The organism is Adlercreutzia sp. CNCM I-6215, assembly GCF_977072315.1.
In genome coordinates this window covers 15646-38569 of the sequence record NZ_CDRVMA010000010.1, presented here as the reverse complement: position 1 = coordinate 38569, position 22924 = coordinate 15646, and the positions used below count along the sequence as shown (strand labels likewise).

Sequence of the window (22924 nt, the reverse complement as noted above, 5' to 3'; positions counted from 1 at the left end):
TTTACTCCGGCTTCTTCGCGACATGCACGGCCGCGATGCCGCCGGTGTAGTTCTTCCAGGTGACGTCGGTAAAGCCGGCCTCGCGCATCATCTCCGCCAGGCCTTCCTGGTCGGGGAAGGCGCGGATCGATTTCGCCAAGTACACGAAGCCGTCCTTGTCGCCGGTGACCAGGCCGCCCCAAAACGGGATGAGGTGGCGCAGGTAGAAGTGGTACAGCGCCCGCCACGCGCCGTTGGGCGGCGTGGAGAACTCCAGGCACACGAGCGAGCCGCCCGGCTTCAATACGCGGAACATCTCGGAAAGCGCCCGGGGCCGGTCGGGCATGTTGCGGATGCCGTAGGCCATGGTGATGACGTCGTAGGAGGCGTCCGCGTAGGGGATGTCCTGGGCGTCCACCACGTCAAAGTCGATGGGCACGCCGGCGCCGTCCCCCTCATCGATGTGCATGCGCGCCACGTCCAGCATCTCGGGTACCAAATCGGTGCACTGGATATGGCTCGGGTGCTTGGTGCGGGCCACGGTGAAGGTGACGTCTCCGGTGCCCCCCGCGATGTCCAGCACGTCGTGGCTCTCATCGATGGGGGCCTGGCGCATCATGCCCGCGAGCCACAGCTTGTAGGCGCCGAAGCTGGAGAGGGCGTTGAACCGCTCGTATTTCCGGGCGATATGCGAGAAGATGTCGCGCACGCGCTCGCTGGAAAGCTCGGCCGGGGCCTCGAGCCCGGTGGCGGTGTCGATGGTCATAGGCGTAAAACTCCCTCGTGCGGCGCGCCGATCCCGCAAGATCGCGCCCTTCGTATCGTCGTTTGGCCCCAGTATAGGGCACTCGCCCGCAAATCGAGGGCGCATATCCCTAGGCGGCGCGGCGCCGTGCTATCATGGGTGGCTAATTGAACACGCCCCTCATGAATTGGGAGGTACCATGCTTCTGTGTGCCCAGTATATCCTGCCGGTTTCTTCCGAGCCCATCATCGATGGCGCGGTCCTCGTGCGCGACGGCGTCATTCGCGACATCGGGAAGGCCGAGCAATTGCGCCTGCGCTACCCCGAGGAAGAGGTCGTCGACCAGGGTCTGGCCGCCGTCATGCCCGGCCTGGTTGACCTGCATACGCGCCTCGAGCAATCGGTGCTGCGCGGCGTGGTGAACGACGCGCCCTATGTGCAGTGGCTCGCGGAAGTGGCCCAGAAAAGCGGGCGCATGGAAGCTTCAGATTGGTTCGACTCCGCTATTCTGGGCGGCCTGGACGCTCTCTCCAGCGGCATCACCACGGTGGCCGACATCACGCTGACCGGCGCCTCCTGCACGGCCGTGAACAAGCTCGGCCTGCGCTCGGTGATCTACCGCCAGGTGGGCGCCATGGACAAGAACCGCATCGACGCGGCCATGCAGTTCGCCCAGAAGGACATCCTGCACTGGCGCGAGGAGGTCGACTCCGACCGCGTCGCCATCGGCATTGCCGCGGCGCCCCTGTTCACCAACCACCCGGCCATGCTTTCCGCTATCTCGAAATTCGCCCAGAAGGAGGATCTGCCCGTGGCCCTGTGGCTCGCTGGCAGCCGCGAGGAGTCCGACTTCGTGCGCTACGGCTCGTCGCCCTTCCAAGTGCACGGCGGCGATGTGAAGCGCGGTTACGTGGAGATTCCGCCCTGGCTGCCCACGGGTGTGAGCCCGGTGCGCTACGCGCTGAACTGGAACGCCTTCGACGCCGACAACGTCATGATCGTCGGCGCGGTCTACGTGGACGACGAGGATTTGAAGAAGCTGCGCTCCCACAACGTGGCCGTTTGCGTGTGCCCGCGCGCCTCGGCCCAGCTGGGCATGGGCGTCGCGCCCCTGGACGAGTACATCCGTGCCGGCCTGCGCGTGGGCCTCGGCACCGACTCGCCGGCGGCGACGGAATCCACCGACATGCTCTCGGAGATGCGTTTGGGCATGCTGCTGCAGCGCGCCGTGAACCCCGGGCGCTTCCTCGACTCCCATACGATGCTCGAGGTGGCCACGCTCGGCGGCGCGCGGGCACTCGGCATTGCTGATAAGGTGGGGTCGCTGGAGATCGGCAAATGTGCCGACATGATCGCCGTGGATCTGTCCAGCTCGCATCAGTCCTTCACGACCGATCCGGTGGCCGCCGTGGTGAACACCTGCACCACGGCCGACGTGCTCATGACCATGGTCGACGGCAACGTTCTGTACGAGAAGAACCGCTGGCACGTGAAGGTGGAAGTGGCGAAGAGCATCGCGCGGGTCATCGAGATCCGCTCCAAGCTGCGCCCCGAGGCCTAGCGGGCGCAATCGCTGAGCGGGGTGCTCGGCGCAGTTGTGAATTCGTGGAGGGCGCGCCGCGGCAGGCATTTTCGCTGGCGCGGCGCGCCCGCTTCTGCGATAATGCCATATTTGCGTATACTTGAAGTTGGGAACCTGAGGAGTACCCGCGATGTCGAGCAAGAAGAACAAGACCGGCGCGAAGAATCCCACGCGCAAGCAGCAGGCCGAGCGCATCAAGCAGGCCGAGGAGCGCGAGCGTCGCGCCAAGGAGGCCGCCGAGGCCAAGGCGCGCACCAAGAAGATCTTCACCGTGGTCGTGTGCGTCATCCTCGTGCTCGCCTTGGGCATTCCCACTATGGCGTTGACCGTGCTCTCGCTGTAGAGCTGTTGAAAGGAAACCAGTCGTGTTTGGAATCGGCGGATTCGAGCTTTTCCTCATTCTGCTGTTCGGGTTCCTCATCTTCGGACCCGACAAGCTGCCTGCCATGGCGAAGACCCTCGGCAAGGCCATCGCGAAGTTCCGCAACGCCCAGGAGGAAATGAGCGGCGTGCTGAAGGGGGAGATGGTGTTCGACAAGGACGCCGAGGATCCCTTCAAGAACCCGCTCGACGCCTTGGACGAGGCGGCGGCCAAGGCCAAGAAGGGCGCCGACAGTGCCAAGAAGGCCGCGAGCGCTGTGTCGAAGAAGGCGAGCGCAACCACCAAGAAGAGCACTTCCACTGCTGCCGCCGGCGCCGCCGCGGCTGCTGCGGCCAAGGCCGAGCAGGACGGCGAGGGCACAGCCGATAAGGCCGATGCCGCCCCGGCGAAGCCCGAGAGCTTCGCCGAGCGCAAGGCTCGCTACGACAAGGAGCGCGCCGAGCGCAAGGCCGCTGAAGCCGAGGAGCTGAAGAAGAAGGAAGAAGAGGAGCGCAAGGCCGCAGCCGAGAAGCGCAAGGCCGAGGCGGCTAAGAAGCGCGAGGAGGCCGCCGCCAAGCGGAAGGCCGAGGCGGAGGCCAAGAAGGCCGCCGAGGAGGCCAAGGCTGTGACCGAGGCCGCCGATGATGTTCCGGTTGCTGGCGTTGCCAAAGCCGCCGACGAGAAGAAGGAGGCATAAAGATGCCAATCGGACCGGCACGCATGCCGCTATTCGACCACCTCGGCGAGCTGCGCATGCGCCTCGTGCGCATCGTCGCCTGCCTCGCCGTGGCCGTGGTCGTGTTCTACATGGCCACCCCTACCATGGGCCAGTTCCTCCTCATGCCCATCGCGGAGTTTCTGCCCAACGTTGACGGCATGGCCTCGCTTCAGGCCATCGACCCCTTCGAGGCGTTCTCCGTGCGCTTCCAAATCTCGCTGTGGGCGGGCATCGTGGCCACGTCCCCCGTCATCCTGTGGCAGCTGCTCGCGTTCTTCCTGCCGGCGCTGAAGCCCAGCGAGCGCAAGTGGTTCATGCCCACCTTCGCCGCCGCCGTGGCCCTGTTCATCATCGGCACGGTGTTCTGCTACCTCATCATCTTGAACCCGGCGTTCCAGTGGCTCACCGACCAGGCCATGGGCCTCGGCTATGTGGCGCCGCGCATGAGCTCCTACATCGACATCATCATCAAGTTCGAGCTCGGCTTCGGCTTCGCCTTCGAGCTGCCGCTCATCGTGTTCTACCTCGTCATCTTCGACGTCATCCCCTATAAGAAGCTGCGCGGCAGCTGGCGGACGGTCTACGTGGTGCTCATGGTCATCTGCGCCGTGGTCACCCCCGACGCCTCGCCGGTCACCATGCTGCTCATGTTCGCCGCCATGATCGCGCTTTACGAGGGCAGCCTGCTTATCGCGCGCGTGGTGCTGGGCCGTCGCATCAAGCGCCAGAACGAGCGCTTGGCGGCGGAAGAGGACGAGTAAGTGCACGAGCTGGGACTGATGACCGGCGTCATGGACGCCGCCGTGGAGGCGGCCCGCGAGGCCGGCGCGACGCGGCTTCTGGGCGTGAGGGTCTCCATCGGCGAGGCCACGGAGGCGGTGGAGGACGCCCTCGTGTTCGCCTTCGAGGCCCTGGCCGAGGCCGACCCGTTCACCCAGGGCGCCACGCTGGATCTGACGATGATCCGCCCGCGCAGCGTCTGCTTGGAATGCGGCCACGAGTTCGAGCACGACCTCTACAACCGCTTCTGCCCCGTCTGCGACTCGTTCGCCACCGAGCTTCTGGCCGGACGCGAGCTGCAGATCGACTCCATCGAGGTGGATCTGCCGGAAAACTGACGGCTGCGGGCGTCGCCAGACTGACGCACGCCGGCAATCGGCCCGAAACAAAGCGCTGCCATACTCGTGGCAGCGCTTTTGCTATAGAAAGGACGTCTATGAACCCCCAGCAGATGTACGAGGCCTGCACCGACGCTTTGGGCGCCTTCGTGCGCAGCGCCGGCTTCACCGATGTGGTCATCGGGCTGTCCGGCGGCATGGATTCCACACTCGTGGCCGTCATGGCCGCCGACGCGCTGGAAGCCGACCACGTCCACGGGGTCATGCTGCCTGGCCCCTATTCTAGCGAGTCGTCCATCGACGACGCCGAGGCGCTGGCCTTAGCCCTCGGCATCTCCAACATCACCGTGCCCATCTGCGAGCCCTTCGAGGCCTTCGAGGCCGTGCTCGCCCGGGCCTGTGGCGGCGCGCTTTCGGGCCTTGCCGCGGAGAACACCCAGGCCCGCTGCCGTATGGTGTGCCTCATGGCGCTCTCGAACGCCCACGGCTGGCTCATGCTGAACACGGGCAACAAGTCCGAAGCGGCCATGGGCTACTCCACTCTTTACGGCGACACGGCCGGGGCCTTCGCGCCTTTGGGCGGCGTGTACAAGACCGACGTCTTCGCCATGGCCCGCTGGCGCAACCGCCGGGCTGTGGAAGAGGGCGGTACTGGCCCCATTCCCGTGAACGTGTTCGTGAAGCCGCCGAGCGCGGAACTCGCGCCCGATCAGGAGGACGAGAAGTCCCTCGGCGTCGATTACGCCACGCTGGATCGAATTCTCGTCGCCTATGTGGAAGAGGGGAAGGATGCGGCGGCTATCGTCGCCGAGAGCGGCCTGAGCCGCGATTTGGTGGATTACGTCATCGCCCGTACCGACGCCAACGCCTTCAAGCGTGCGTTGGAGCCTCCGTACCCTGACGCGCCGTTCTACGGCGATCCCGCGTCTCGTTAGTGAAGCTGCGTCCCGCTGGCGATCCCGCGTCCTGCTGGCGAACGAGCCCCGTCTGGGGTCGGCGTTGTTCAACAGGCTCGTTTCATACACTCCGCGGTGTATGGCGCGTGGGCGTCCGGTCGTTTACCATAGCGGTCATGGATAAGATCTTTCGAAATACCCCGAAGTTTACGGCCACCGACTGGCTCATCGACGCCGTCATCGCGGCGGGGGCCTTCGGGTTCTGCTGCCTGCAGCTCACCGTGGCCGTTAACCTGCTCATCCCCGACGAGTTCATGCGCCGGCTCATGGGCATCCAGGCTATGGTGCCCTCGGGCCTCTCGCTTCTGGCCGTCGCGCTCACCACGCTGCCGCTCGTGCTGCGGCGCAAGTGCCCCTGGGCCGTGTTCGTGTGGTGCCTGGTCAGCTGGGGTCTGCTTCAAGCGGAGCTGAACGGCATCGCCCTGTCCGTGGCGGGCCCCCTCATTGCGCTGTTCACGCTGGCGTCTGCGCGCTCGCGGGCCGAGGCGGCCATCGCGTGCGCGGTCATGTGCCTGGTGCTGCTGTTCGCACCGGCGCCCCCGGAGCAGTCGCGCATCTTGACGCAGCTCACCGTGTTCCAGAACATGGCGCTGGCCCTGGCGGCCGCGTTCGCTGGCTACGCTCTGCACGAGCACCAGGAGCGCACCCGCGCCATCGAGGAGCGGGCGGTTGCCGCCGAGCGCAGCCGCGACGCCGAGGCGCGCCGTCGGGTGGAGGCCGAGCGCGTCTCCATCGCCCGGGAGGTGCACGACATCACGGCCCATTCGCTGTCGGCTGTGAGTATCCAGGCCGCGGCCGCCGAGCGCCTGGTCGATCGCGATCCCGCCGCCGCCAAGGAGGCCATCGCCGAGGTGCGTCGCACCGCCAAGGGCGCTCTGGAGGAAATCCGCGCCATGATCGGCGTGTTGCGCGCGGGGGAGGGGCCGGCCGAGACGACGCCCACCCAGGGCACCGATCGCATGGGCGATTTGGTGTCCTATTTGGAAGGTGCCGATATCGAGGTCACGCTGGACGAGACCGCCTACGACCGCGCCTGCGTGCCGGCGTTCATCGACGTGGCCCTCTTCGGCATCGCGCGTGAGGCGGCCACGAATATCGTGCGCCACGCCGGGGCGCGCCGTGCGACGCTGGCACTGTCCACGAAACGGGAGGGCTTCGCCGAGCTTATCGTCGACGACGACGGGAAGGGGCTCGCTGCCCCGGCCGCCGCGGCCGGTCACCACGGCCTGCTCGGCATGCGCGAGCGCGCGCGGCTTCTGCAGGGTACGTTCTCCGCGTCCCCAAGTCCGCTCGGCGGCGTGCGCATTGCCGTGAGCGTTCCCCTCAGCCAGAAGGAGGAGACCCATGAGTGAGGCCGATCCCATCCGCGTGCTCGTTGTGGACGACCAGGATCTCGTGCGCGGCGGCTTCAAGGCCATTCTCGGCACCTACGAGGGCATCGAGATCGTCGGCGAGGCCCGAAACGGGGCCGATGCGGTACAGGAGGCGCAGCGCCTTCGGCCCGACGTGGTGCTCATGGACATTCGCATGCCCGAAATGAACGGCATCGAGGCCACCCGCGCCATTACGGGCAACCCGCTGCTCGCAAAAACCCGGGTGCTCGTGCTCACCACCTTCGACGTGGACGAGTACGTTTACGATGCTCTGGGCGCCGGGGCGAGCGGCTTTTTGCTGAAGGACGCCGACCCCGACGAGATCGTGGCGGCCGTCCGCGTCGTGGCCCGAGGCGACGCGCTCATTCAGCCCTCGGTGATGCGCCGGCTGGTGGAGACCTTCGTGGCCGCGCGTCCGCGGGGCGGCTGGGGCGCCGCCGATGTGGCCGAGACTCGCCGCGCCGCGCTGACGAGCCTCACCGACCGCGAGCGCGAGATCCTCGTGCTGGTGGCCCGGGGCCTTTCCAACGACGAGATCGCCGAAGAGCTGTTCATCTCGCCGGCCACGGTGAAGACGCATCTGGCCCGCGTCATGGCTAAGACTGATGCTCACGACCGCGCCCAGCTCGTCGTCTTCGCCTACGAGACGGGTTTGGTGACGCCTGCCCCCTAGGGAGACTGTTCACCTGCACAAATTCCAACTTGAAAAGTAATCCCTGATCAAGATTATAATCACAGGAAACTTGAGTGAAAAAAACTCAAGTTTTTCTCCGTCCCCTCTTGCATTCCTTCCCGTAGCTGTTATGATGCGTAACTGTTTAGCACTCGTTGCTACCGAGTGCTAGCACTTAACCTAACCGAGTGGTTAAATTGGAAGTTGCGCGAAGGCGCTACAACAACCATTGAAAGGACGGCAAGCTATGAATTTGAAGCCTCTGGGCGACCGCGTCATCCTGAAGCAGGACGAGGCCGAGGTTACCACCGCGTCCGGCCTGTTCCTGGCCTCCGATGCCAAGGAGAAGCCCCAGACCGGTACCATCATCGCCGTGGGCGAGGGCAAGATGGACAAGGACGGCAAGCTGCTTCCTATGCCTGTTAAGGTCGGCGACAAGGTCATCTACGGCAAGTTCGGCGGCACTGAGGTGACGCTGGACGGCGAGAACGTGCTGATTCTGCGCGCCGACGACATTTACGCCGTAGTTGAATAACTGAGAAGATAAACCGAGAAGATAGATCCACTGAAAGGAACGCGAACTTATGGCTAAGGAAATCAAGTTCGATACCGATGCCCGCTCCGGCTTGGCCGCGGGCGTCTCCAAGCTGGCCGATGCCGTCAAGGTGACGCTCGGCCCCAAGGGCCGCTACGTGGCTCTGGAGAAGTCCTACGGCGCCCCGCTCATCACCAACGATGGCGTGACCGTCGCCAAGGAAGTCGAGCTGGAGAACCCGGTCGAGAACATGGGCGCCCAGCTGGTGCGCGAGGTGGCCGTGAAGACCAACGACGTGGCCGGCGACGGCACCACCACCGCCACACTCCTCGCCGACGTCATCGTCTCCGAGGGCCTGAAGAACGTGACCGCCGGCGCCGACGCGCTGGGCATTCGCCGCGGCATCGAGAAGGCCACCGACGCCATCGTGGCCGCCATCAAGGCCGACGCCACCCCGGTGTCCACCAAGGAGCAGATCGCCAACGTCGGCCGCATCTCCGCCGGCGACGCCGCCATCGGCGACAAGATCGCCGAGGCCATGGACGCCGTGGGCAACGACGGCGCCATCTCCGTGGAGGAGTCCCAGACCATCTTCGGCATCGACATGGACATCGTCGAGGGCATGCAGTACGAGCGCGGCTATATCTCCCCCTACATGGCCACCGATATGGAGAAGATGGAAGCGGTGCTGAAGGACCCCTTCATCCTGCTGACCGACATGAAGATCAACTCCATCCAGGACATGGTTCCGCTGCTGGAGGAAGTCATGCGCGCCCAGCGCCCGTTGTTCATCGTGGCTGAGGACGTCGAGGGCGAGGCCCTGTCCACCATCCTGCTGAACCGTCTGCGCGGCACCCTGAACGTCGTGGCCATCAAGGCTCCCGGCTTCGGCGACCGCCGCAAGCGCATCCTCGAGGACATCGCCGTGGTCACCGGCGCCCAGGTCATCGACAAGGACTTTGGCATGACCATGGCCGACGCCACGATGGAGATGCTCGGTACCGCCAAGACCGTGAAGGTCACCAAGGACACCGCCCTTATCGTGGACGGCGCGGGCAAGAAGGAAGACATTGAGAACCGCATCCAGATCATCCGTGCCGAGCTCGAGCGCGTCGATTCCGACTTCGACCGCGAGAAGGCCCAGGAGCGCCTGGCGAAGCTCTCCGGCGGCGTGGCCGTGCTGAAGGTGGGCGCTGCCACCGAGTCCGAGCTGAAGGAGAAGAAGTCCCGCATCGAGGACGCCCTGCAGGCGACTCGCGCGGCCGTGGAAGAGGGCATCGTCGCCGGCGGCGGCGTGGCGCTCGTGGACGCCATCGGCGCCCTGGACGCCGTCAAGGCCGATGACAAGGACGAGGAAGTCGGCATCGACATCATCCGCAAGGCCATCGAGGCCCCGATGCGCGCCATCGCCCAGAACGCCGGCTTCGAGGGCTCCGTCGTGGTGGAGAAGGTCAAGAGCCTGCCGAAGGGCGAGGGCTTGAACTGCGCCAACGGCGAGTACGGCAACATGATCGAGATGGGTGTGAACGACCCGGTGAAGGTGACTCGCACGGCGCTGCAGTCCGCGGCCTCCGTGGCGGCTCTCATCCTCATCACCGAGGCCACCATCAACGAGATCCCCAAGGAGGGTCCCGATCTGAGCGCTCTGGCTGCCGGCATGCAGGGCGGCGGCGGAATGTACTAGGCCCAAGCAGGAAAAACTTGCGCGCGGCCTAACCGCGTAACCTACTAACTCGCAGAAGGGCGCCTCATCAGGGGCGCCCTTCCTGTTGCGCGCGAACATTTTCGCCCATTACTTGTAAATTGTGCTTTTTTGGAACACTTGACTTGGAAAATGTGCTTATTTGTTTTCGGAAAACCCCCATTTTGACCTGGTAAAACTCAAGAAATACCAGGTCAAACCCCTATTCAAAAAAGCACATTTTCCAAGTTCTCAACCGCCAATTTCCCGTCCGCTCTATTTCATGGGCGTTTTCGGCAGTCGTTCCCAAGAGGGGCGCGATCTCCTAAGATAGTGCGATACGCGAAAATGGCCCCGAAGCCCAAGGAGGTTTCTGTGGAATTGTTGGAAGAGCGCATTCGCCGCGATGGCGTGGTGAAGGCGGGCGGTGTGCTGAAGGTGGACGCCTTCTTGAACCACCAGATGGACATTGAGCTGTTCTCCCAGATGGCCGAGGAATGGAAGCGGCTTTTCGCGGGCAAGCCCATTAACAAGATCCTCACCATCGAGGCCTCGGGCATCGGCATCGCCGCCGTGGTGGCGCATCATTTCGGCGTGCCCGTGGTGTTCGCGAAGAAGACCCAGTCCATCAACCTGGATGGCACGATGTATTCCACGCGCATCCAGTCCTTCACCCACAACCGCATCTACGACGTCATCGTCTCCACCCGTTTTCTCGGGCCCGACGACCATGTGCTCATCATCGACGACTTCCTCGCCAACGGCTGCGCCCTACGCGGCCTGCTCGAGATCTGCGAGAGTGCCGGGGCCACTGTGGAGGGCATCGGCATCGCCATTGAGAAAGGTTTCCAGCCCGGTGGCGACGAGCTGCGCGAGGCAGGTTACGACCTGCAGTCGCTCGCCATCGTCGAGGCCATGGATCCCGCTACCGGCGCCATCGAGTTCCGCTCATGAGCCGCAAGAGAAACGTGGAAAGCGAGGGCGGCGTGGTTTTCATCGACCCGAAGATGAAGGCGCTCTCGTCCCTTGATGGCGAGATCGGCTGGCTTGCGGCCTTCCCCTACGGCCTGCAGCACGTGCTGGCCATGTTCGTGGCGAACCTCGCGCCCATCGCGATCATTGCGGCAGCGGCCGGCCTTCCCGAAGATTTGCGGGCCACGCTCATTCAGAACGCCATGTTCATCGCCGGCATCGGCACCTTCGTGCAGCTGTTCCCGCTGTGGCGGGTGGGCAGCGGGCTTCCCATCGTCATGGGCATCAGCTTCACCTTCGTCTCCGTGGCCTGCACCATTGCGGCGACCCAGGGCTACGGGGCGCTCGTGGGAGCGGTCATCGTGGGCGGCCTCATCGAGGGGCTGCTGGGTTTGTTCGCCCGCTGGTGGCGGCGTATCATCACACCCATCGTGGCGGCCGTGGTGGTGACCTCTATCGGGTTCTCGCTGCTCGGCGTGGGGGCGGCCTCCTTCGGCGGCGGCTCCGGCGCGGAGGATTTCGGCAGCGCCACGAACCTCATCCTCGGCACCGTCTCGCTTCTGGCGTGCCTTGTGTTCCAGGGCCTCGCCAAGGGCGCCACTAAACAGCTTTCGGTGCTCTTCGGCCTTGTCGTGGGGTATCTGGTGGCCATTCCGCTGGGCAAAGTGGACTTCTCCGGCTTCGCTTCGGCGCAGCTCTTCTCGCTGCCGGGCGTGCTGCCTGTGACGCCGGAGTTCAACCTCGGCGCCATCATCACCGTCACGCTCATCTTCCTCGTCTCCGCCACCGAGACCGTGGGCGACTGCTCGGCGCTCACGGCCGCCGCGCTGCGCCGCAACCCCACGGACAAGGAGCTCTCCGGCGCCGTGACGGCCGATGGCCTCGTTAGCTCGCTCGCCGGCGTGTTCGGCTGCTCGCCGGTCACCTCGTTCTCGCAGAACGTCGGCCTCATCGCCATGACCGGCGTGGTGAACCGTCGCGCCATCGCCACGGGAGCGGTCGTGCTCGTGCTCGCCGGCTTCGTGCCCGTGGTGAGCCTCGTGTTCGCATCGCTGCCCGAGGCGGTGCTCGGCGGCTGCACCATCATGATGTTCGGCAACATCATCGTCAGCGGCTTCCAGATGATCGCCAATGCCGGCTTCTCCCAGCGCAACATCACCATCGCCGCGCTGTCGCTGGCCGTCGGCATCGGGTTTACGCAGATGGGCGACATCTTCGCCATCTTCCCGGAGCTCGTGCAGAGCGTCTTTGCCGACAACTGCGTGGCCGTGGTCTTCGTCGTGGCCATTCTGGCGAGCTTGCTTTTGCCCAAAGATCAGAAGGTGGAGGGCCCGCTGATCGTGGAGGAGGGCAACGATTCGGTGGATATCGCCACAGACGCGTTAGAATCTTAGATCCATGGAAACCATCGCGCACATAGCCGAACACGTGCTGGAGCATTCTCTGGCCGACACCCTGTACCTCATCCCGTTTCTGTTCGTCACCTACCTGGCCATGGAGTGGCTCGAGCACAAGACCGGCGGCAAGACCCAGGAGGCCATCCGCCACGCCGGTGCGGCCGGGCCCATCGTCGGCGCGTTTCTGGGCGTGGTGCCCCAGTGCGGCTTCTCGGCCGTGGCGGCCACGCTGTACGCGGGGCGCGTGATCACGCTGGGGACGCTCTTTGCCGTGTTTCTCTCCACCTCCGACGAGATGCTGCCCATCTTCCTGGCCGAGGCGGTGCCCGGCAATACCATCTTGTCCATCATGGGGGCGAAGGTAGTCATCGGCATGGTCATGGGCTTCATCGTGGATGCCGTGCTGCGCCTGGCGCGCCGCGACAAGGAGCGCCTGCGCATCCATGAGCTGTGCGAGCAGGACCAGTGCGGCTGCAACCACGACTGCCATACCTGCGAGCAGGCTCCCGAACGCGCCTACGAGCACCACGACGACGTGGAGCACACCCACGAGCACGGGCACGGTTGGAAGGGCATCCTGAAGAGCGCCACGAAGCACACGGTGCAGGTGACGTTGTTCATCTTCCTCATCACCATTGCGCTGAACGTCGTCCTGGAAACGGTGGGGGAGGACGCGCTCGCCCAGTTCCTCGGCGACAACCCGAATTTCTCGGTGTTCGCGACCGCGCTTGTGGGCCTCATTCCGAATTGCGCCGCCAGCGTGGTCATCGCCCAGCTGTACGTGGAGGGCGTGCTGGGGGCCGGCGCCATGCTGGCCGGGCTTCTGGTGAGCGCCGGCGTGGGACTGCTCGTGCTCGCCCGGGCCAACCGCCCCTGGAAGCAGAATGTCGCCATCATTGTCGTGCTGTATGCCACGGGCGTGTTCTGGGGCCTCATTTGCAACGGGCTGGGCGTCGTGTTCTAGCGGCATCGCCGAGCGTTTCCACTCCGTAAAAACCTGACGAGCCGTCAAAAAAGTTCTTGCATCGCCCAGTCGTAAGTACTACGCTCGCAAAGTTAACTTTTTCGGTCATCAATGGGAAGAAGGCGATGGCGTTGGCAGGCCGTGGAGAAGTCATCGAGCGACTTCTTGCCGCCCATGAAGCGTGGTTCGACGTCGAGCGCGACCACGACTTCGCCGGCCGCACCTTCCCGGGTTACGCCGAGTTCCATTCCTCGGTCTCTCGGTACGTGCTCGTCAAGCGCGCGAAGTTGTGGGAGGCGGCCAGCCACGAGCACCTGTTCTTCTGGGGCACGCCCCGCCTGACCACAGGCGAGCTGGACGACTTGGTCGGCTGCGTTACCGGCGAGGGGCTCTCCCTCGTGCGGCCCGCGCCCGATCACATGACGACGTACTTGTCGCTCGCCATCGTCGCCGATGCCGTAGACGATCTCGCGTGGGAGCGCGTGCGGCGCACACGCTTCCACAAGAACTTCGCGCTCGGCTGGCGGGGGTGGGCCGATCTGCGTCTGGCGGTGGCCGACTTGTCGCGCGGGCGCGTGACGACCAATTCACAGGGAAAACCGCTGGGGGAAACGCTCCAGGCCAATGCGTTCATCGACGGCGGCGTTGCTGTGCGCGACGCTCGTTGCGGCAACGCGAGCAGCGCTGTTCGCGACGCCGTGCGCGATGGGCATCGGCTTGACGCGTCCGCCCCGGCGTTTCCGCAAGATCGGGAGGGCCGAGCCTGCGATGGCGCGCGCCCTCTCTTTGAAGCCCAGGGCGAGAAGAGAGGAAGTACGTTATGAATGCCCTGATCATTCTTCTGGTAGCCATCGCGGTTCTCGTGTGCGGCTACGTCTTCTACGGCGGCTGGCTCGCCAAGCAGTGGGGCATCGACCCCAACCGCCCCACGCCGGCCCACGAGTTCGAGGACGGCAAGGACTACGTGCCCGCCGCGCCCTACGTGGTGCTCGGCCACCATTTCTCGTCCATCGCCGGCGCCGGCCCCATCAACGGCCCCATCCAGGCGGCCATCTTCGGCTGGGTGCCGGTGCTTCTGTGGGTGCTCATCGGCGGCATCTTCTTCGGCGCCATGCACGATTTCGGCGCGCTGTTCGCCTCCATTCGCCACAAGGGGCAGACGCTCGCGACGGTCATTGCCGAGAACATCGACGACACGGCCAAGAAGCTGTTCTGCATCTTCTCGTACCTGACGCTCATTTTGGTGGTGGCCGCCTTCGCCTCCATCGTGGCGAGCACCTTTGCTGTGGCACCGGTGCCCACTGACGACGCCGCCAAGGCCGTGGCAGTCGAGACGGGGAATTTGGCCAACATGCGCACGGCCATGATCTCGGTGCTGTTCATCGTGGTAGCCGTCATCTACGGCGTTATCACCCGTGGTCGCAAGATCCCCGCGGCCGCGAACATCGTCTCAGCTCTGGCCATCATCGTGGTCGTCGTGGCCCTCGGCTACAACTTGCCGGTCATCGCGCTGGACAACACCACCTGGATGATCCTTGTGGGCCTGTATATCCTCGTGGCCTCCGTGGCCCCGGTGTGGATCCTTCTGCAGCCGCGCGACTACCTGTCGAGCTATCTGCTCTACGGCATGATCGCCCTGGCGCTTGTCGGTATCATCGGCGCCGGCGTCATGGGCAACGCCGCCTCGCTGGACATTCCCGCATTCACCGGCTTTTCCGCTGCGGCTGGCACATCCAAGGTGGCTGCCTCGGGCTTTTTGTTCCCGGCGCTGTTCATCACCATCGCCTGCGGCGCCATCTCCGGCTTCCACAGCCTCGTGGCCTCGGGCACTACCTCCAAGCAGCTCGATCGCGAGGCCGAGGCGCAGCCCATCGCCTACGGCGGCATGCTGCTCGAGTGCTTGGTGGCGGTCATCTCGCTGTGCGCGGTGGCCTTCGTGTTTTCCGGCTATATGGACGGCACCTACGCCTCGCCGACCCAAGTCTTCGCCGCGGGCCTTTCCCAGATGCTCGCCTGTGTGCCCGGGCTCGCCGGCGCGGAGTCGGTCGCCTACGCGTTGCTCGTGCTGGCGGTGTCGGTGTTCTGCCTGACCTCGCTCGACACCGCGACGCGCCTGGGCCGCTACATGTTCCAGGAGCTTTTCACGCCCCACGGCATGGAGGCAAGCGACCTTACCGGTTGGCGCGCGGTGCTCGTGAACCCCTGGGTCGCCACCATCATCACGGTGGTGCTCGGCGTGGGGCTGGGCATGACCGGCTACCAGCTCGTGTGGCCGCTGTTCGGTGCCGCCAACCAGCTTCTGGCCGCCTTGGGCCTGCTGGCCGTGTGCGCGTGGCTCGGCAACGCAGGCCGCAACAACAAGATGTTCTATGTCCCCATGGCGTTCATGATGGTGGTGACGCTGACCTCGCTGGCGCTGACGGTGTGGGCCAAGATCGGTCTTCTGGCCGCGGGCACGGTGGATGCCGCCACGGTGCTGCAGCTGGTCATCGGCGTGCTGCTCATGGTGTTCGCCGTCATCTTGGCCGTCAAGGGCTGCAAGACCATCTTCGGAAAGAAGCGGGTCGCGTAGAAGCGGGTCGCGTAGAATCGAGTCGCGTAGAATCGAGTCGCGTAGAAGCGGGTCGCGTAGAATCGGGTCGCGTAGAAGCGGGTCGCGTAGCTGCAAGCATCCTGCTGTTGGTCTCTTCGCATTGCTGCCCCAGAACGGGCACCCGGGAATCCTGGGGGCTCGTTTCGGGGCATAATTTCGAGTTGTTAGACATAAGGGAGCGCGCTAACAGGTCTGTCGATCGCTTTGGCGACTGCGCATCTCGAGGCAACTGGGCAAAAGGCCAGGTCGCAACCTTGTCACTACTCTGCAGCAGGATCATGCTACAGCGGAACGATCATTTTGCTCGACAGTGAGAGTCTAACAACTCGAAATTCTTGCCCGAAACAAGGACGTGGATTGTTCGAGCACTAAAGTGGGCATAGGGAATTTTGTTTCGCACCCCATAGCGCAAGGGGGTGCATCCCCGTTATAGTGTCAGGAAGCGACAAACAAGACGAGAGGAGACGCCCATGACCGCACTTTCCGCCGGCATGACCCGCGAGCAAGCGGCTGAACTGCTCGCTGCCCACAACAAGGATCCGTTCCATATCGAGCACGGCGAGACCGTCGAGCAGACCATGCGCTACTTCGCCCGCGAGTACGATCCGGAAAACGAGGAGTTCTGGGGCATCGTGGGCCTTCTGCACGACTTGGATTGGGAAGAGCACGACGACGAGCCGGAGAAGCACACGCTGTACGCCGCGCCGCTCATCGAGGAGGCGGGTGGTACGCCGGAGCTCATCCGCGCTATTCAGTCGCACACCTCCGACTACAACACCGATCTGCCCAAGCCGGAGCTTCAGATGGAGAAGATCCTGTTCGCCACCGAGGAGCTGACGGGCCTCATCGGGGCGGCCATCGTCATGCGGCCGAGCAAGTCGGTCATGGACTTCAACGTGAAGTCGCTCAAGAAGAAGTACAAGGACAAGCGCTTCGCCGCCGGCGTGAGCCGCGAGGTCATCGCCTCGGGCGCCGATATGCTCGGTTGGGAGCTGGACGAGCTGTTCGCCCGCACCATCGAGGCCATGCAGTCCTTCGCCCCCGACCGCGACACGTTCGTCGAGCCGGAGTAGGGGCCTTCTGAGGAAGGTCGTTGGCTTTCGCCGGACGCCTTCTATGGTAAAGAACAGGCGAGCCGCCGCGGCTACGGCGGGCCGCCTCGCAATGCTTTCGAATAATTGTGTTGTGGGGCCGCTTCCGCTGTCAGACGGGGGCGGCTTTTTCTATTGCAACAACTTTGCAAAGAATCGGTGGCGGCAGGCTGGCGGGTCTACAATGGAAAGCGGACTTGATTCGGTTACCTGTTGCCCGACGGGGTGCCGGGGCCGATGCGCGAAGCAGAAAGGATGCCCATGTGGTGCAAGAAGATCCTCGTCGCCTATGACGGCAGTGCCCCCTCCCATCGAGCGCTGGAGGTGATGCGCGAGATTGCCGCCCAGAACCCGGCGGTAGAAGTGGTGCTCGTGCACGTCATGCGCCTGTTCTCGTCGGGCTCGGCCGCCGCCGGCATGGACACCGTCATGGTGGACGACGCCATGGCCATTCGCGAGGAGCTGGAGGCCATCGCCGCCGATATGGTGAACCCGACTGAGGTGCGCGTGCTCAAGGGCACGTCCCCGGCCGACCTCATCGTGAACTGCGCGAAGGAGGAGGGCTGCGACCTCATCATCATGGGCAGTCGCGGCCAAGGCGGCGTGAAGGGCTTTTTGGGTTCCGTGAGCTATGCCGTCACCAAGGAGTCGCCCATGACGGTGCTCATCGCGAAAGAAGGCGACTGCCGCTAATGGCCTCATCTGCTGCCAAGGTTGCTATTCCTTCGCGTTGCGAAAGGCCCGCGCCTGCGCCCGCACCGCTCTGGACGCGCAACTTCATCGCTGGCACCTTCCTGAACTTCTTCATCGCCGGCAACTACTTCATGCTCATGGTGGTCATGACCGCCTATGCGCTTACCGTGTACCAGGCGCCGGCCGCCGTGGCTGCCTTCTGCGCCAGCGCCTTCATCGTGAGCACGCTGTTCTCGCGTTTCGCCGCCGCGCCGATGATGGAGCGCTTCGGACGGCTGCCGCTGCTTATCGTCGGGTGCATCGCCGAGGTGGCGCTTTCGGCGTTGTACCTGCTGAACGAGCCGGTGGGCGCGCTCATCGGCGTGCGTCTGGCCCACGGGTTCTCCTACGGCGTGTGCTCCACCACCATCGCTACGGTCATTACCAGCGTGGTGCCGCCCGAGCGCAAGGGCGAGGGCATCGGGTACTTTATGCTGTCCATCACCCTTGGCAGCGCCATCGGGCCCTTTGCGGGCATTTTCCTGGCGAACAACTTCGGCTATCCGGTGGTGTTCGTTGTGGCGAGCGTGCTCGTGGCTCTTTCCATTCCGGCGGCGCTGCTTCTGCGCCCCGCATCTTCCACGAAGGTGAAGGGGAGCGAAGCGGCCGCCGAGGCCGAGGTGGAAGCGGCCGCCGATGCCGTGGCCGGTGCGGTGGCGGAGGCCCCGGACGAGGAGGCGCGCGAAGATGCCGCCGCCAACCGCGACGAGGCGCTGGCGGCCTCTACCCGCGTGCCCTCCACTCATTTGGAAGAGAAGGTCGCCGCCAAGGTGGAGCATTCGCCGCTCGCCCGTTTCGTGGAAGCCGGCGTACTGCCCATCTCGGTGGTGTGCGGCCTTCTGTTCTTCGGCTATTCCAGCCTGCTCACGTTCCTCACGCCCTACGCCACTGAGATCGGCCTGGCCCGGGCCGCCAGCGTGTTCTTCGTCGTGTACGCGCTGGCCATGTTCGTCACGCGCCCCTTCACCGGCCGCGCCTTCGACCGCGTGGGGCCTCATCCCGTCATGGTGCCGGCGTTCGTGTCCTTCGCGCTCGGCATGGTGGTGCTCGCCTTCGCGGCCAACGACTGGATGATCCTGGGGGCTGCGGCCCTGCTCGGCTTCGGCGTGGGCACCGTGCAGTCGTGCGGGTTGGCCATGGCCGTGCGCGTGACGAGCGATGCGCGCCTGTCGGTCGCCAACGCCACCTTCTACATGCTGCTCGACGTGGGCGTGGGCATCGGCCCCATCCTGCTCGGCATCGTGGCCCCGCTCATTGGGTATGCGAACCTGTACCTCTGCATGGCCGTCGTGGGTGCGCTCGCCCTGGCCCTGTTCCTCGTTGTCGCCAAAACAGAGAAGGGCGCGCGGTAGGGGAGGGTTCTCGCGGTTGCGTCTCCGTCTCTCAGCAGGCAATGAAAAAGCCGCTCCGGAGAGAGGCTTGCTTGTGCGGAAAATGGCTGGGGTACTAGGATTCGAACCTAGGTAGCTGGTACCAAAAACCAGAGTCCTGCCGTTGGACGATACCCCAGTGCCGTATCGAACGAAAAGTGGTGGGCCCTGCGGGGATCGAACCCGCGACCTTGGGATTAAAAGTCCCCTGCTCTACCGACTGAGCTAAAGGCCCACTTCTTTACGCAATCGCATAGTCTAACGCTCCGTGCGATTTCGGTCAATGAGCAATTGGCCCACGGGGCATCCCCGTTTTTGTGCAAAACACGGCAGATCTCGTAATTGGAGGTGTTGGATGAGGGGTTTGTGAAAAGTATGACCTGGGAAAACGTGTCTTCATTCTTGAAGAACGTGCGTTCCGCACTACGAGAACTACTGTGTTTTGCACAATTGGAGGCATCGGAGGCCCAGAGCGTCGACGTGCCGGTGTGCCGCGGTGCCTGCGCGTCGGTGCGACAAAGCGCCGGGATGCAGGGTTGCAGAATAGTAGCGATGCGATGGTGTTTCGCGAGAGAGAAGTCGCAACTGGTAAACTTAACCGTGAACATCAGGGATAGCGGGGCCGCATGGCCGCCGCTTCAGGGCGTCGCGTCGACGCCCGACGCATTTCGGGAGGCAACCATGCTGCACGCCCACGATGAATCAGTTCGCGCCCACTTGCTGGAGGGCGGCTTCGGCCTGGAGAAAGAGTCGCTGCGCATCGACGGCGGCGGCTTTCTCGCCCATACGCCGGCCGACTTCGCCGACGACGTGCACATCGTGCGCGATTTCTCCGAGAACCAGGTGGAAGTGAACACGCCGGTGTGCGCCACGCCGGCCGAGGCGATCCAATCGCTGGAGCGCTACAACGGCCTCGTGCAGCGGGCCATCGCGAATTTGCCCGAGCGCGAGCTTTTGTGGCCCTTCTCGAACCCGCCCTATATCCTGAACGAGAAGGACATCCCCATCGCCCAGTACTTCGGCGACGATGCCGGCAAGACGGAATACCGCGAGTACCTCTCCGACCGCTACGGCCGCTACAAGATGGCCTTTTCCGGCATTCACCTGAACTACTCTTTCGGCGAGGCGCTGCTGCGTGCCGACTACGAGCTCGCCCGCGCGGAGAGTCCCGACGCCCCCGCCATTTTCGAGGCCTACCGCGACCAGTTCTACGTGCGCCTGGCCGAGAACTGCGTGGCCTACAGTTGGATTCTCACCGCGGTCATGGCCGCGAGCCCGGTGTGCGACTCCTCCTTCGTGGAGAAGGGCCGCATCGGCGGCGACCTCTTCCAGGGCCTGGCCACCGTACGCTGTTCGGAGCTCGGTTACTGGAACTTCTTCGCGCCCATTCTCGATTATACGAGTGCGGCGGCCTACGCCGATTCCATCCAGTCCTACATCGACAGCGGCATGATTCGCTACCCCTCCGAGCTCTATTACCCCATCCGGCTGAAAAACTTCGGCCCCTACAGCCTGGAGGGCTTAAAAGAGGGCATCAGCCACATCGAGCTGCGCATGGTGGACTTGAACCCGCTCGTCCGTTCCGGTATCGACGAGCGCGACGTGCTGTTCAGCCAGCTGTTTTTGGTATGGGCCGCCGCCCAAGCGCCGGCGAACCTCACGGTGAAGGACCAGGTGCAGGCCGTGCAAAACTTCAAGAACGCCGCCCACTACGATTTGAAGACCGTGAAGATCGTCATGCCCGACGGCACCGCCTGCTCGGTGGTGAAGGCTGCCAAGCGTATCATCGATGCCATGGAAGCGTTCTTCGATGACTTCGGCACCTCGGTCCACGAATGCCTGGCCTTCCAGCGCCTGAAGTTCGAGGACCCTCACACTCGCTACGCCTGGAAGATCCGCGAGGAATACGGCCAGGGCTTCGTAGCCCGCGGCCTGCAACTGGCCCGCAAGCTCCAGAAAGGGTACGTGGAGTAGGGAAGGACCCTATCCGAAGATGGCTTTCAAGGCCATGTCACGGGTGGCTTTCATGTTGATCTTGCAGCCGCGGAGCATGATGTCGCCGATGCCGTAGATGAAGATGCCCAAGTACTGCTTGGCCGCATCGATGTCCATATCGGCCGAAACGGCGCCGATTGCCTTTCCATGCTCCAGCGCAGTTGCGAATATGGCGCAGGTCTCGTCGTACTGGGCCTGGGCGCTCTCGGTGATGGCCGGAATCTGCCCCGACGTCGATTCGACGGTGGCAACGAACCGGGCCCGCTGCTCATCGTTGCGCAAATTGCTGGTGATGCTCGCAATGAGGGCCGCGAAGGCCTGCTTGAACTCGGCGGGCTCCGTGCAGCCGAGCGCTTCGTCGGCGCTCACGTTGATGAGCGGGTCGATCATCTCGTAGGTGGCCAGCAGCAGGTCCTCTTTGGAAGAGAAGTGGTAGTAGAGGGCCGGCCTCGTGATGCCGAGCTCTTCGGCGATGGCTCCCATGGAGGTGTGGTTGTAGCCCTTCTCCGCGAAGGCCCGATAGGCGATTTCCAGTATTTGATCTCGTGTTGACATGGGGTTTTCCTCGCTCTGCAACCAATAGACTCGTTCGCTCGATGCTTTTTCGATCGCCTATATATTACCTGAAATCTTTACAGCGTATAAAAAAAATTACACATTGTAAAAAAATCCATTGACTTTGAGCGGGAAGGTCACTATAGTTTGCCTTACTTACAGTAAGTAAGGAACAAGAGGGGCGTTCGCAAGAGCGCGGGCAGGACGAAAGGAGCAGCAAGTGGAAATTGAGAAGTTCCGATTCCCGGGAGAGTTCGAACCGCAGACCGACGTGTTCATCAACTGGCTTCCCGACTATTGCGCCGGTGAGGACGGCGACAAGGGTCGTGAGGTGCTCGTCGAGGTGGTGAAGAATCTGCTGGGTCACGTGAACGTTCATGTGAACTGCGGCTGCGAGACCTCCCTTGAGGCCTGCAAGCAGATGCTGGCCGATGCGGGTGTGGATGTGTCCGACCCCGATACCGAGGGTCAGCGCAACACCGCCGCTGACAACGGGGATGAGAAGTTCAGCCCCTTCATCCGCTTCACCCAGTTCGACGACTGGAGCGTGTCCATCCGCGACAACGGCCCCGATGTCATGATCGACGACGAGGGCAACACGCTGGCTGTGAACATGCGCTGGAGCAACTACTCCAACAACGACAAGATGGAGCCTGCCCAGCAGCTGGCCCGTCGCGCCGGCGCGAACATGGCCATCGACCTTGACGTTTTCGACATGGTGAACTCCGACATGGTGTCCGAAGGCGGCAACCGCGAGTTCAATGGCAAGGGCGTCATGATCGCCGTTGAGGACACCGAGGTGGTCAAGCGCAACCCCGAGTACACCAAGGAAGAAATCGAGGACGAGTACAAGCGCGTCTGGAACCTGGACAAGATCATCTGGATTCCCAAGCCGATGCTGGAAGACGACGACATCCGCAAGGGCCCCATCGACAAGATGGAGGACGGCACGCTGATTTGGCCTGGCTCCTTCGCCGCCCATGCCGATGAGTACTGCCGCTTCGTGGACGAGGACACGGTGCTTCTGGCCGAGGTGACCGAGGAGGAAGCCGCCGAGGGCCCCATCAGCGCCGAGAACAAGCGCCGCATCGACGCCGCCTACGAGATCCTCAAGAACGAGACGCTGCCCGACGGCCGCCCGCTGAAGATCGTGCGCATGCCCTTCCCGGAGCATCTCATCTTCCGCGGCAGCCAGGACAACCCCACGGTCATGGGCTGGAAGCAGTTCTTCGACGAGAACGGCGGCGTGGCCTTCGACGGCACCCCGTGGCCCGAGGGCGACTACTGCTTCGTCAACTCCTGCAGCTACTGCAACTTCCTCGTGTGCAACGACGTGGTGTTGGGCCAGCGCTACTGGCACGAGGGCATGGATCCGAAGATCAAGGAGAAGGACGAGCGCGCCAAGGCGGTGCTCAAGAGCGTGTTCCCCGGCCGCGAGGTCGTCATGCTGGACACCTACTACCTGAACCTGTTCGGCGGCGGCGTGCACTGCTGGACCAAGAACGTGGCAATGCCCCAATAACGTGAGTTCGCA

At 63.9% G+C, this 22924-nt stretch carries 22 protein-coding genes and 2 tRNA genes; 20 read left to right on the top strand and 4 right to left on the bottom strand.

All coding sequences use genetic code 11. The features are described 5' to 3' along the window. Position 1: 1 nt before the first annotated feature. Positions 2–745, bottom strand: a complete 744-nt coding sequence (locus ACW4LP_RS08590) for a class I SAM-dependent methyltransferase (protein WP_114539626.1) — start codon at positions 743–745, stop codon at positions 2–4. Between the two features lie 178 nt (positions 746–923). Between ACW4LP_RS08590 and ACW4LP_RS08585 the strand changes: the two genes are divergently transcribed. The 18 genes from ACW4LP_RS08585 (at position 924) to ACW4LP_RS08500 (ending at position 18822) form a co-directional block, all read left to right on the top strand. Further along, positions 924–2285 carry an amidohydrolase family protein gene (locus ACW4LP_RS08585; RefSeq protein ID WP_114539627.1) on the top strand — a complete coding sequence of 454 codons (1362 nt, stop codon included), beginning with the start codon at positions 924–926 and terminating at the stop codon, positions 2283–2285. A gap of 151 nt (positions 2286–2436) precedes the next feature. After that, on the top strand, positions 2437–2649 hold the full coding sequence (locus ACW4LP_RS08580; RefSeq protein WP_114539628.1) for a CASC3 protein CASC3: 213 nt from the start codon (positions 2437–2439) through the stop codon (positions 2647–2649). Positions 2650–2671: 22 nt separating this feature from the next. Further along, positions 2672–3364, top strand: a complete 693-nt coding sequence (locus tag ACW4LP_RS08575) for a Sec-independent protein translocase subunit TatA/TatB (protein WP_227070357.1) — start codon at positions 2672–2674, stop codon at positions 3362–3364. A 2-nt stretch (positions 3365–3366) separates the two neighbouring features. Further along, positions 3367–4146 (top strand): twin-arginine translocase subunit TatC, encoded by a 780-nt coding sequence (gene tatC / locus ACW4LP_RS08570; RefSeq protein ID WP_173112216.1) that lies wholly within the window; start codon positions 3367–3369, stop codon positions 4144–4146. Further along, a complete protein-coding gene (locus ACW4LP_RS08565; RefSeq protein ID WP_173112219.1) occupies positions 4147–4503 on the top strand; it encodes a hydrogenase maturation nickel metallochaperone HypA/HybF in 357 nt (118 codons plus the stop codon). Positions 4504–4601: 98 nt separating this feature from the next. Continuing rightward, the gene (gene nadE / locus ACW4LP_RS08560) at positions 4602–5438 is read left to right on the top strand and encodes an NAD(+) synthase (RefSeq protein WP_173112222.1); all 837 of its coding nucleotides are present in this window, start codon (positions 4602–4604) and stop codon (positions 5436–5438) included. Between the two features lie 137 nt (positions 5439–5575). Then, positions 5576–6811, top strand: a complete 1236-nt coding sequence (locus ACW4LP_RS08555; RefSeq protein ID WP_455803716.1) for a sensor histidine kinase — start codon at positions 5576–5578, stop codon at positions 6809–6811. Then, positions 6804–7505, top strand: a complete 702-nt coding sequence (locus ACW4LP_RS08550) for a response regulator (RefSeq protein ID WP_173112228.1) — start codon at positions 6804–6806, stop codon at positions 7503–7505. The genes ACW4LP_RS08555 and ACW4LP_RS08550 overlap by 8 nt, the downstream gene beginning before the upstream one ends. Before the next feature lie 247 nt (positions 7506–7752). Next, on the top strand, positions 7753–8040 hold the full coding sequence (locus tag ACW4LP_RS08545; RefSeq protein WP_022740431.1) for a co-chaperone GroES: 288 nt from the start codon (positions 7753–7755) through the stop codon (positions 8038–8040). A 49-nt stretch (positions 8041–8089) separates the two neighbouring features. Continuing rightward, positions 8090–9724 carry a chaperonin GroEL gene (groL, locus tag ACW4LP_RS08540; protein WP_022740430.1) on the top strand — a complete coding sequence of 545 codons (1635 nt, stop codon included), beginning with the start codon at positions 8090–8092 and terminating at the stop codon, positions 9722–9724. A gap of 372 nt (positions 9725–10096) precedes the next feature. After that, positions 10097–10675: a xanthine phosphoribosyltransferase gene (locus tag ACW4LP_RS08535; RefSeq protein WP_022740429.1), complete on the top strand. Its 579-nt coding sequence runs from the start codon at positions 10097–10099 to the stop codon at positions 10673–10675. After that, positions 10672–12087 (top strand): uracil-xanthine permease family protein, encoded by a 1416-nt coding sequence (locus ACW4LP_RS08530; protein ID WP_114549682.1) that lies wholly within the window; start codon positions 10672–10674, stop codon positions 12085–12087. The genes ACW4LP_RS08535 and ACW4LP_RS08530 overlap by 4 nt, the downstream gene beginning before the upstream one ends. 4 nt (positions 12088–12091) lie before the next feature. After that, positions 12092–13054, top strand: coding sequence for a putative manganese transporter (locus ACW4LP_RS08525; protein ID WP_173112231.1), 963 nt, complete (start codon positions 12092–12094; stop codon positions 13052–13054). 131 nt (positions 13055–13185) lie between these two features. Beyond that, complete coding sequence (locus tag ACW4LP_RS08520) at positions 13186–13878, top strand: hypothetical protein (protein WP_455803715.1); 693 nt, start codon at positions 13186–13188, stop codon at positions 13876–13878. Beyond that, on the top strand, positions 13875–15626 hold the full coding sequence (locus ACW4LP_RS08515; RefSeq protein WP_114549679.1) for a carbon starvation CstA family protein: 1752 nt from the start codon (positions 13875–13877) through the stop codon (positions 15624–15626). Before ACW4LP_RS08520 ends, ACW4LP_RS08515 begins: the two co-directional genes overlap by 4 nt. A 491-nt stretch (positions 15627–16117) precedes the next feature. After that, complete coding sequence (locus tag ACW4LP_RS08510; protein ID WP_114539640.1) at positions 16118–16720, top strand: HD domain-containing protein; 603 nt, start codon at positions 16118–16120, stop codon at positions 16718–16720. A gap of 279 nt (positions 16721–16999) precedes the next feature. Next, positions 17000–17431, top strand: a complete 432-nt coding sequence (locus tag ACW4LP_RS08505; RefSeq protein ID WP_114539641.1) for a universal stress protein — start codon at positions 17000–17002, stop codon at positions 17429–17431. After that, positions 17431–18822, top strand: coding sequence for an MFS transporter (locus tag ACW4LP_RS08500; RefSeq protein ID WP_114549678.1), 1392 nt, complete (start codon positions 17431–17433; stop codon positions 18820–18822). The genes ACW4LP_RS08505 and ACW4LP_RS08500 overlap by 1 nt, the downstream gene beginning before the upstream one ends. A gap of 83 nt (positions 18823–18905) precedes the next feature. On the opposite strand, the gene ACW4LP_RS08495 is transcribed toward ACW4LP_RS08500, so the two are convergent. Both ACW4LP_RS08495 and ACW4LP_RS08490 read right to left on the bottom strand, forming a co-directional pair. Then, a tRNA-Gln gene (locus ACW4LP_RS08495) sits at positions 18906–18979 on the bottom strand. A gap of 20 nt (positions 18980–18999) precedes the next feature. Next, a tRNA-Lys gene (locus tag ACW4LP_RS08490) sits at positions 19000–19075 on the bottom strand. 446 nt (positions 19076–19521) lie between these two features. Here ACW4LP_RS08490 and ACW4LP_RS08485 point away from each other — a divergent pair. Next, a complete protein-coding gene (locus ACW4LP_RS08485) occupies positions 19522–20814 on the top strand; it encodes a hypothetical protein (protein WP_114549677.1) in 1293 nt (430 codons plus the stop codon). Between the two features lie 9 nt (positions 20815–20823). On the opposite strand, the gene ACW4LP_RS08480 is transcribed toward ACW4LP_RS08485, so the two are convergent. Beyond that, positions 20824–21390 carry a TetR/AcrR family transcriptional regulator gene (locus ACW4LP_RS08480; protein ID WP_114539644.1) on the bottom strand — a complete coding sequence of 189 codons (567 nt, stop codon included), beginning with the start codon at positions 21388–21390 and terminating at the stop codon, positions 20824–20826. A gap of 220 nt (positions 21391–21610) precedes the next feature. Between ACW4LP_RS08480 and ACW4LP_RS08475 the strand changes: the two genes are divergently transcribed. Further along, entirely contained in the window at positions 21611–22912 is a 1302-nt protein-coding gene (locus tag ACW4LP_RS08475; RefSeq protein WP_114549676.1) for an agmatine deiminase family protein, read from the top strand. Positions 22913–22924: the final 12 nt, after the last annotated feature.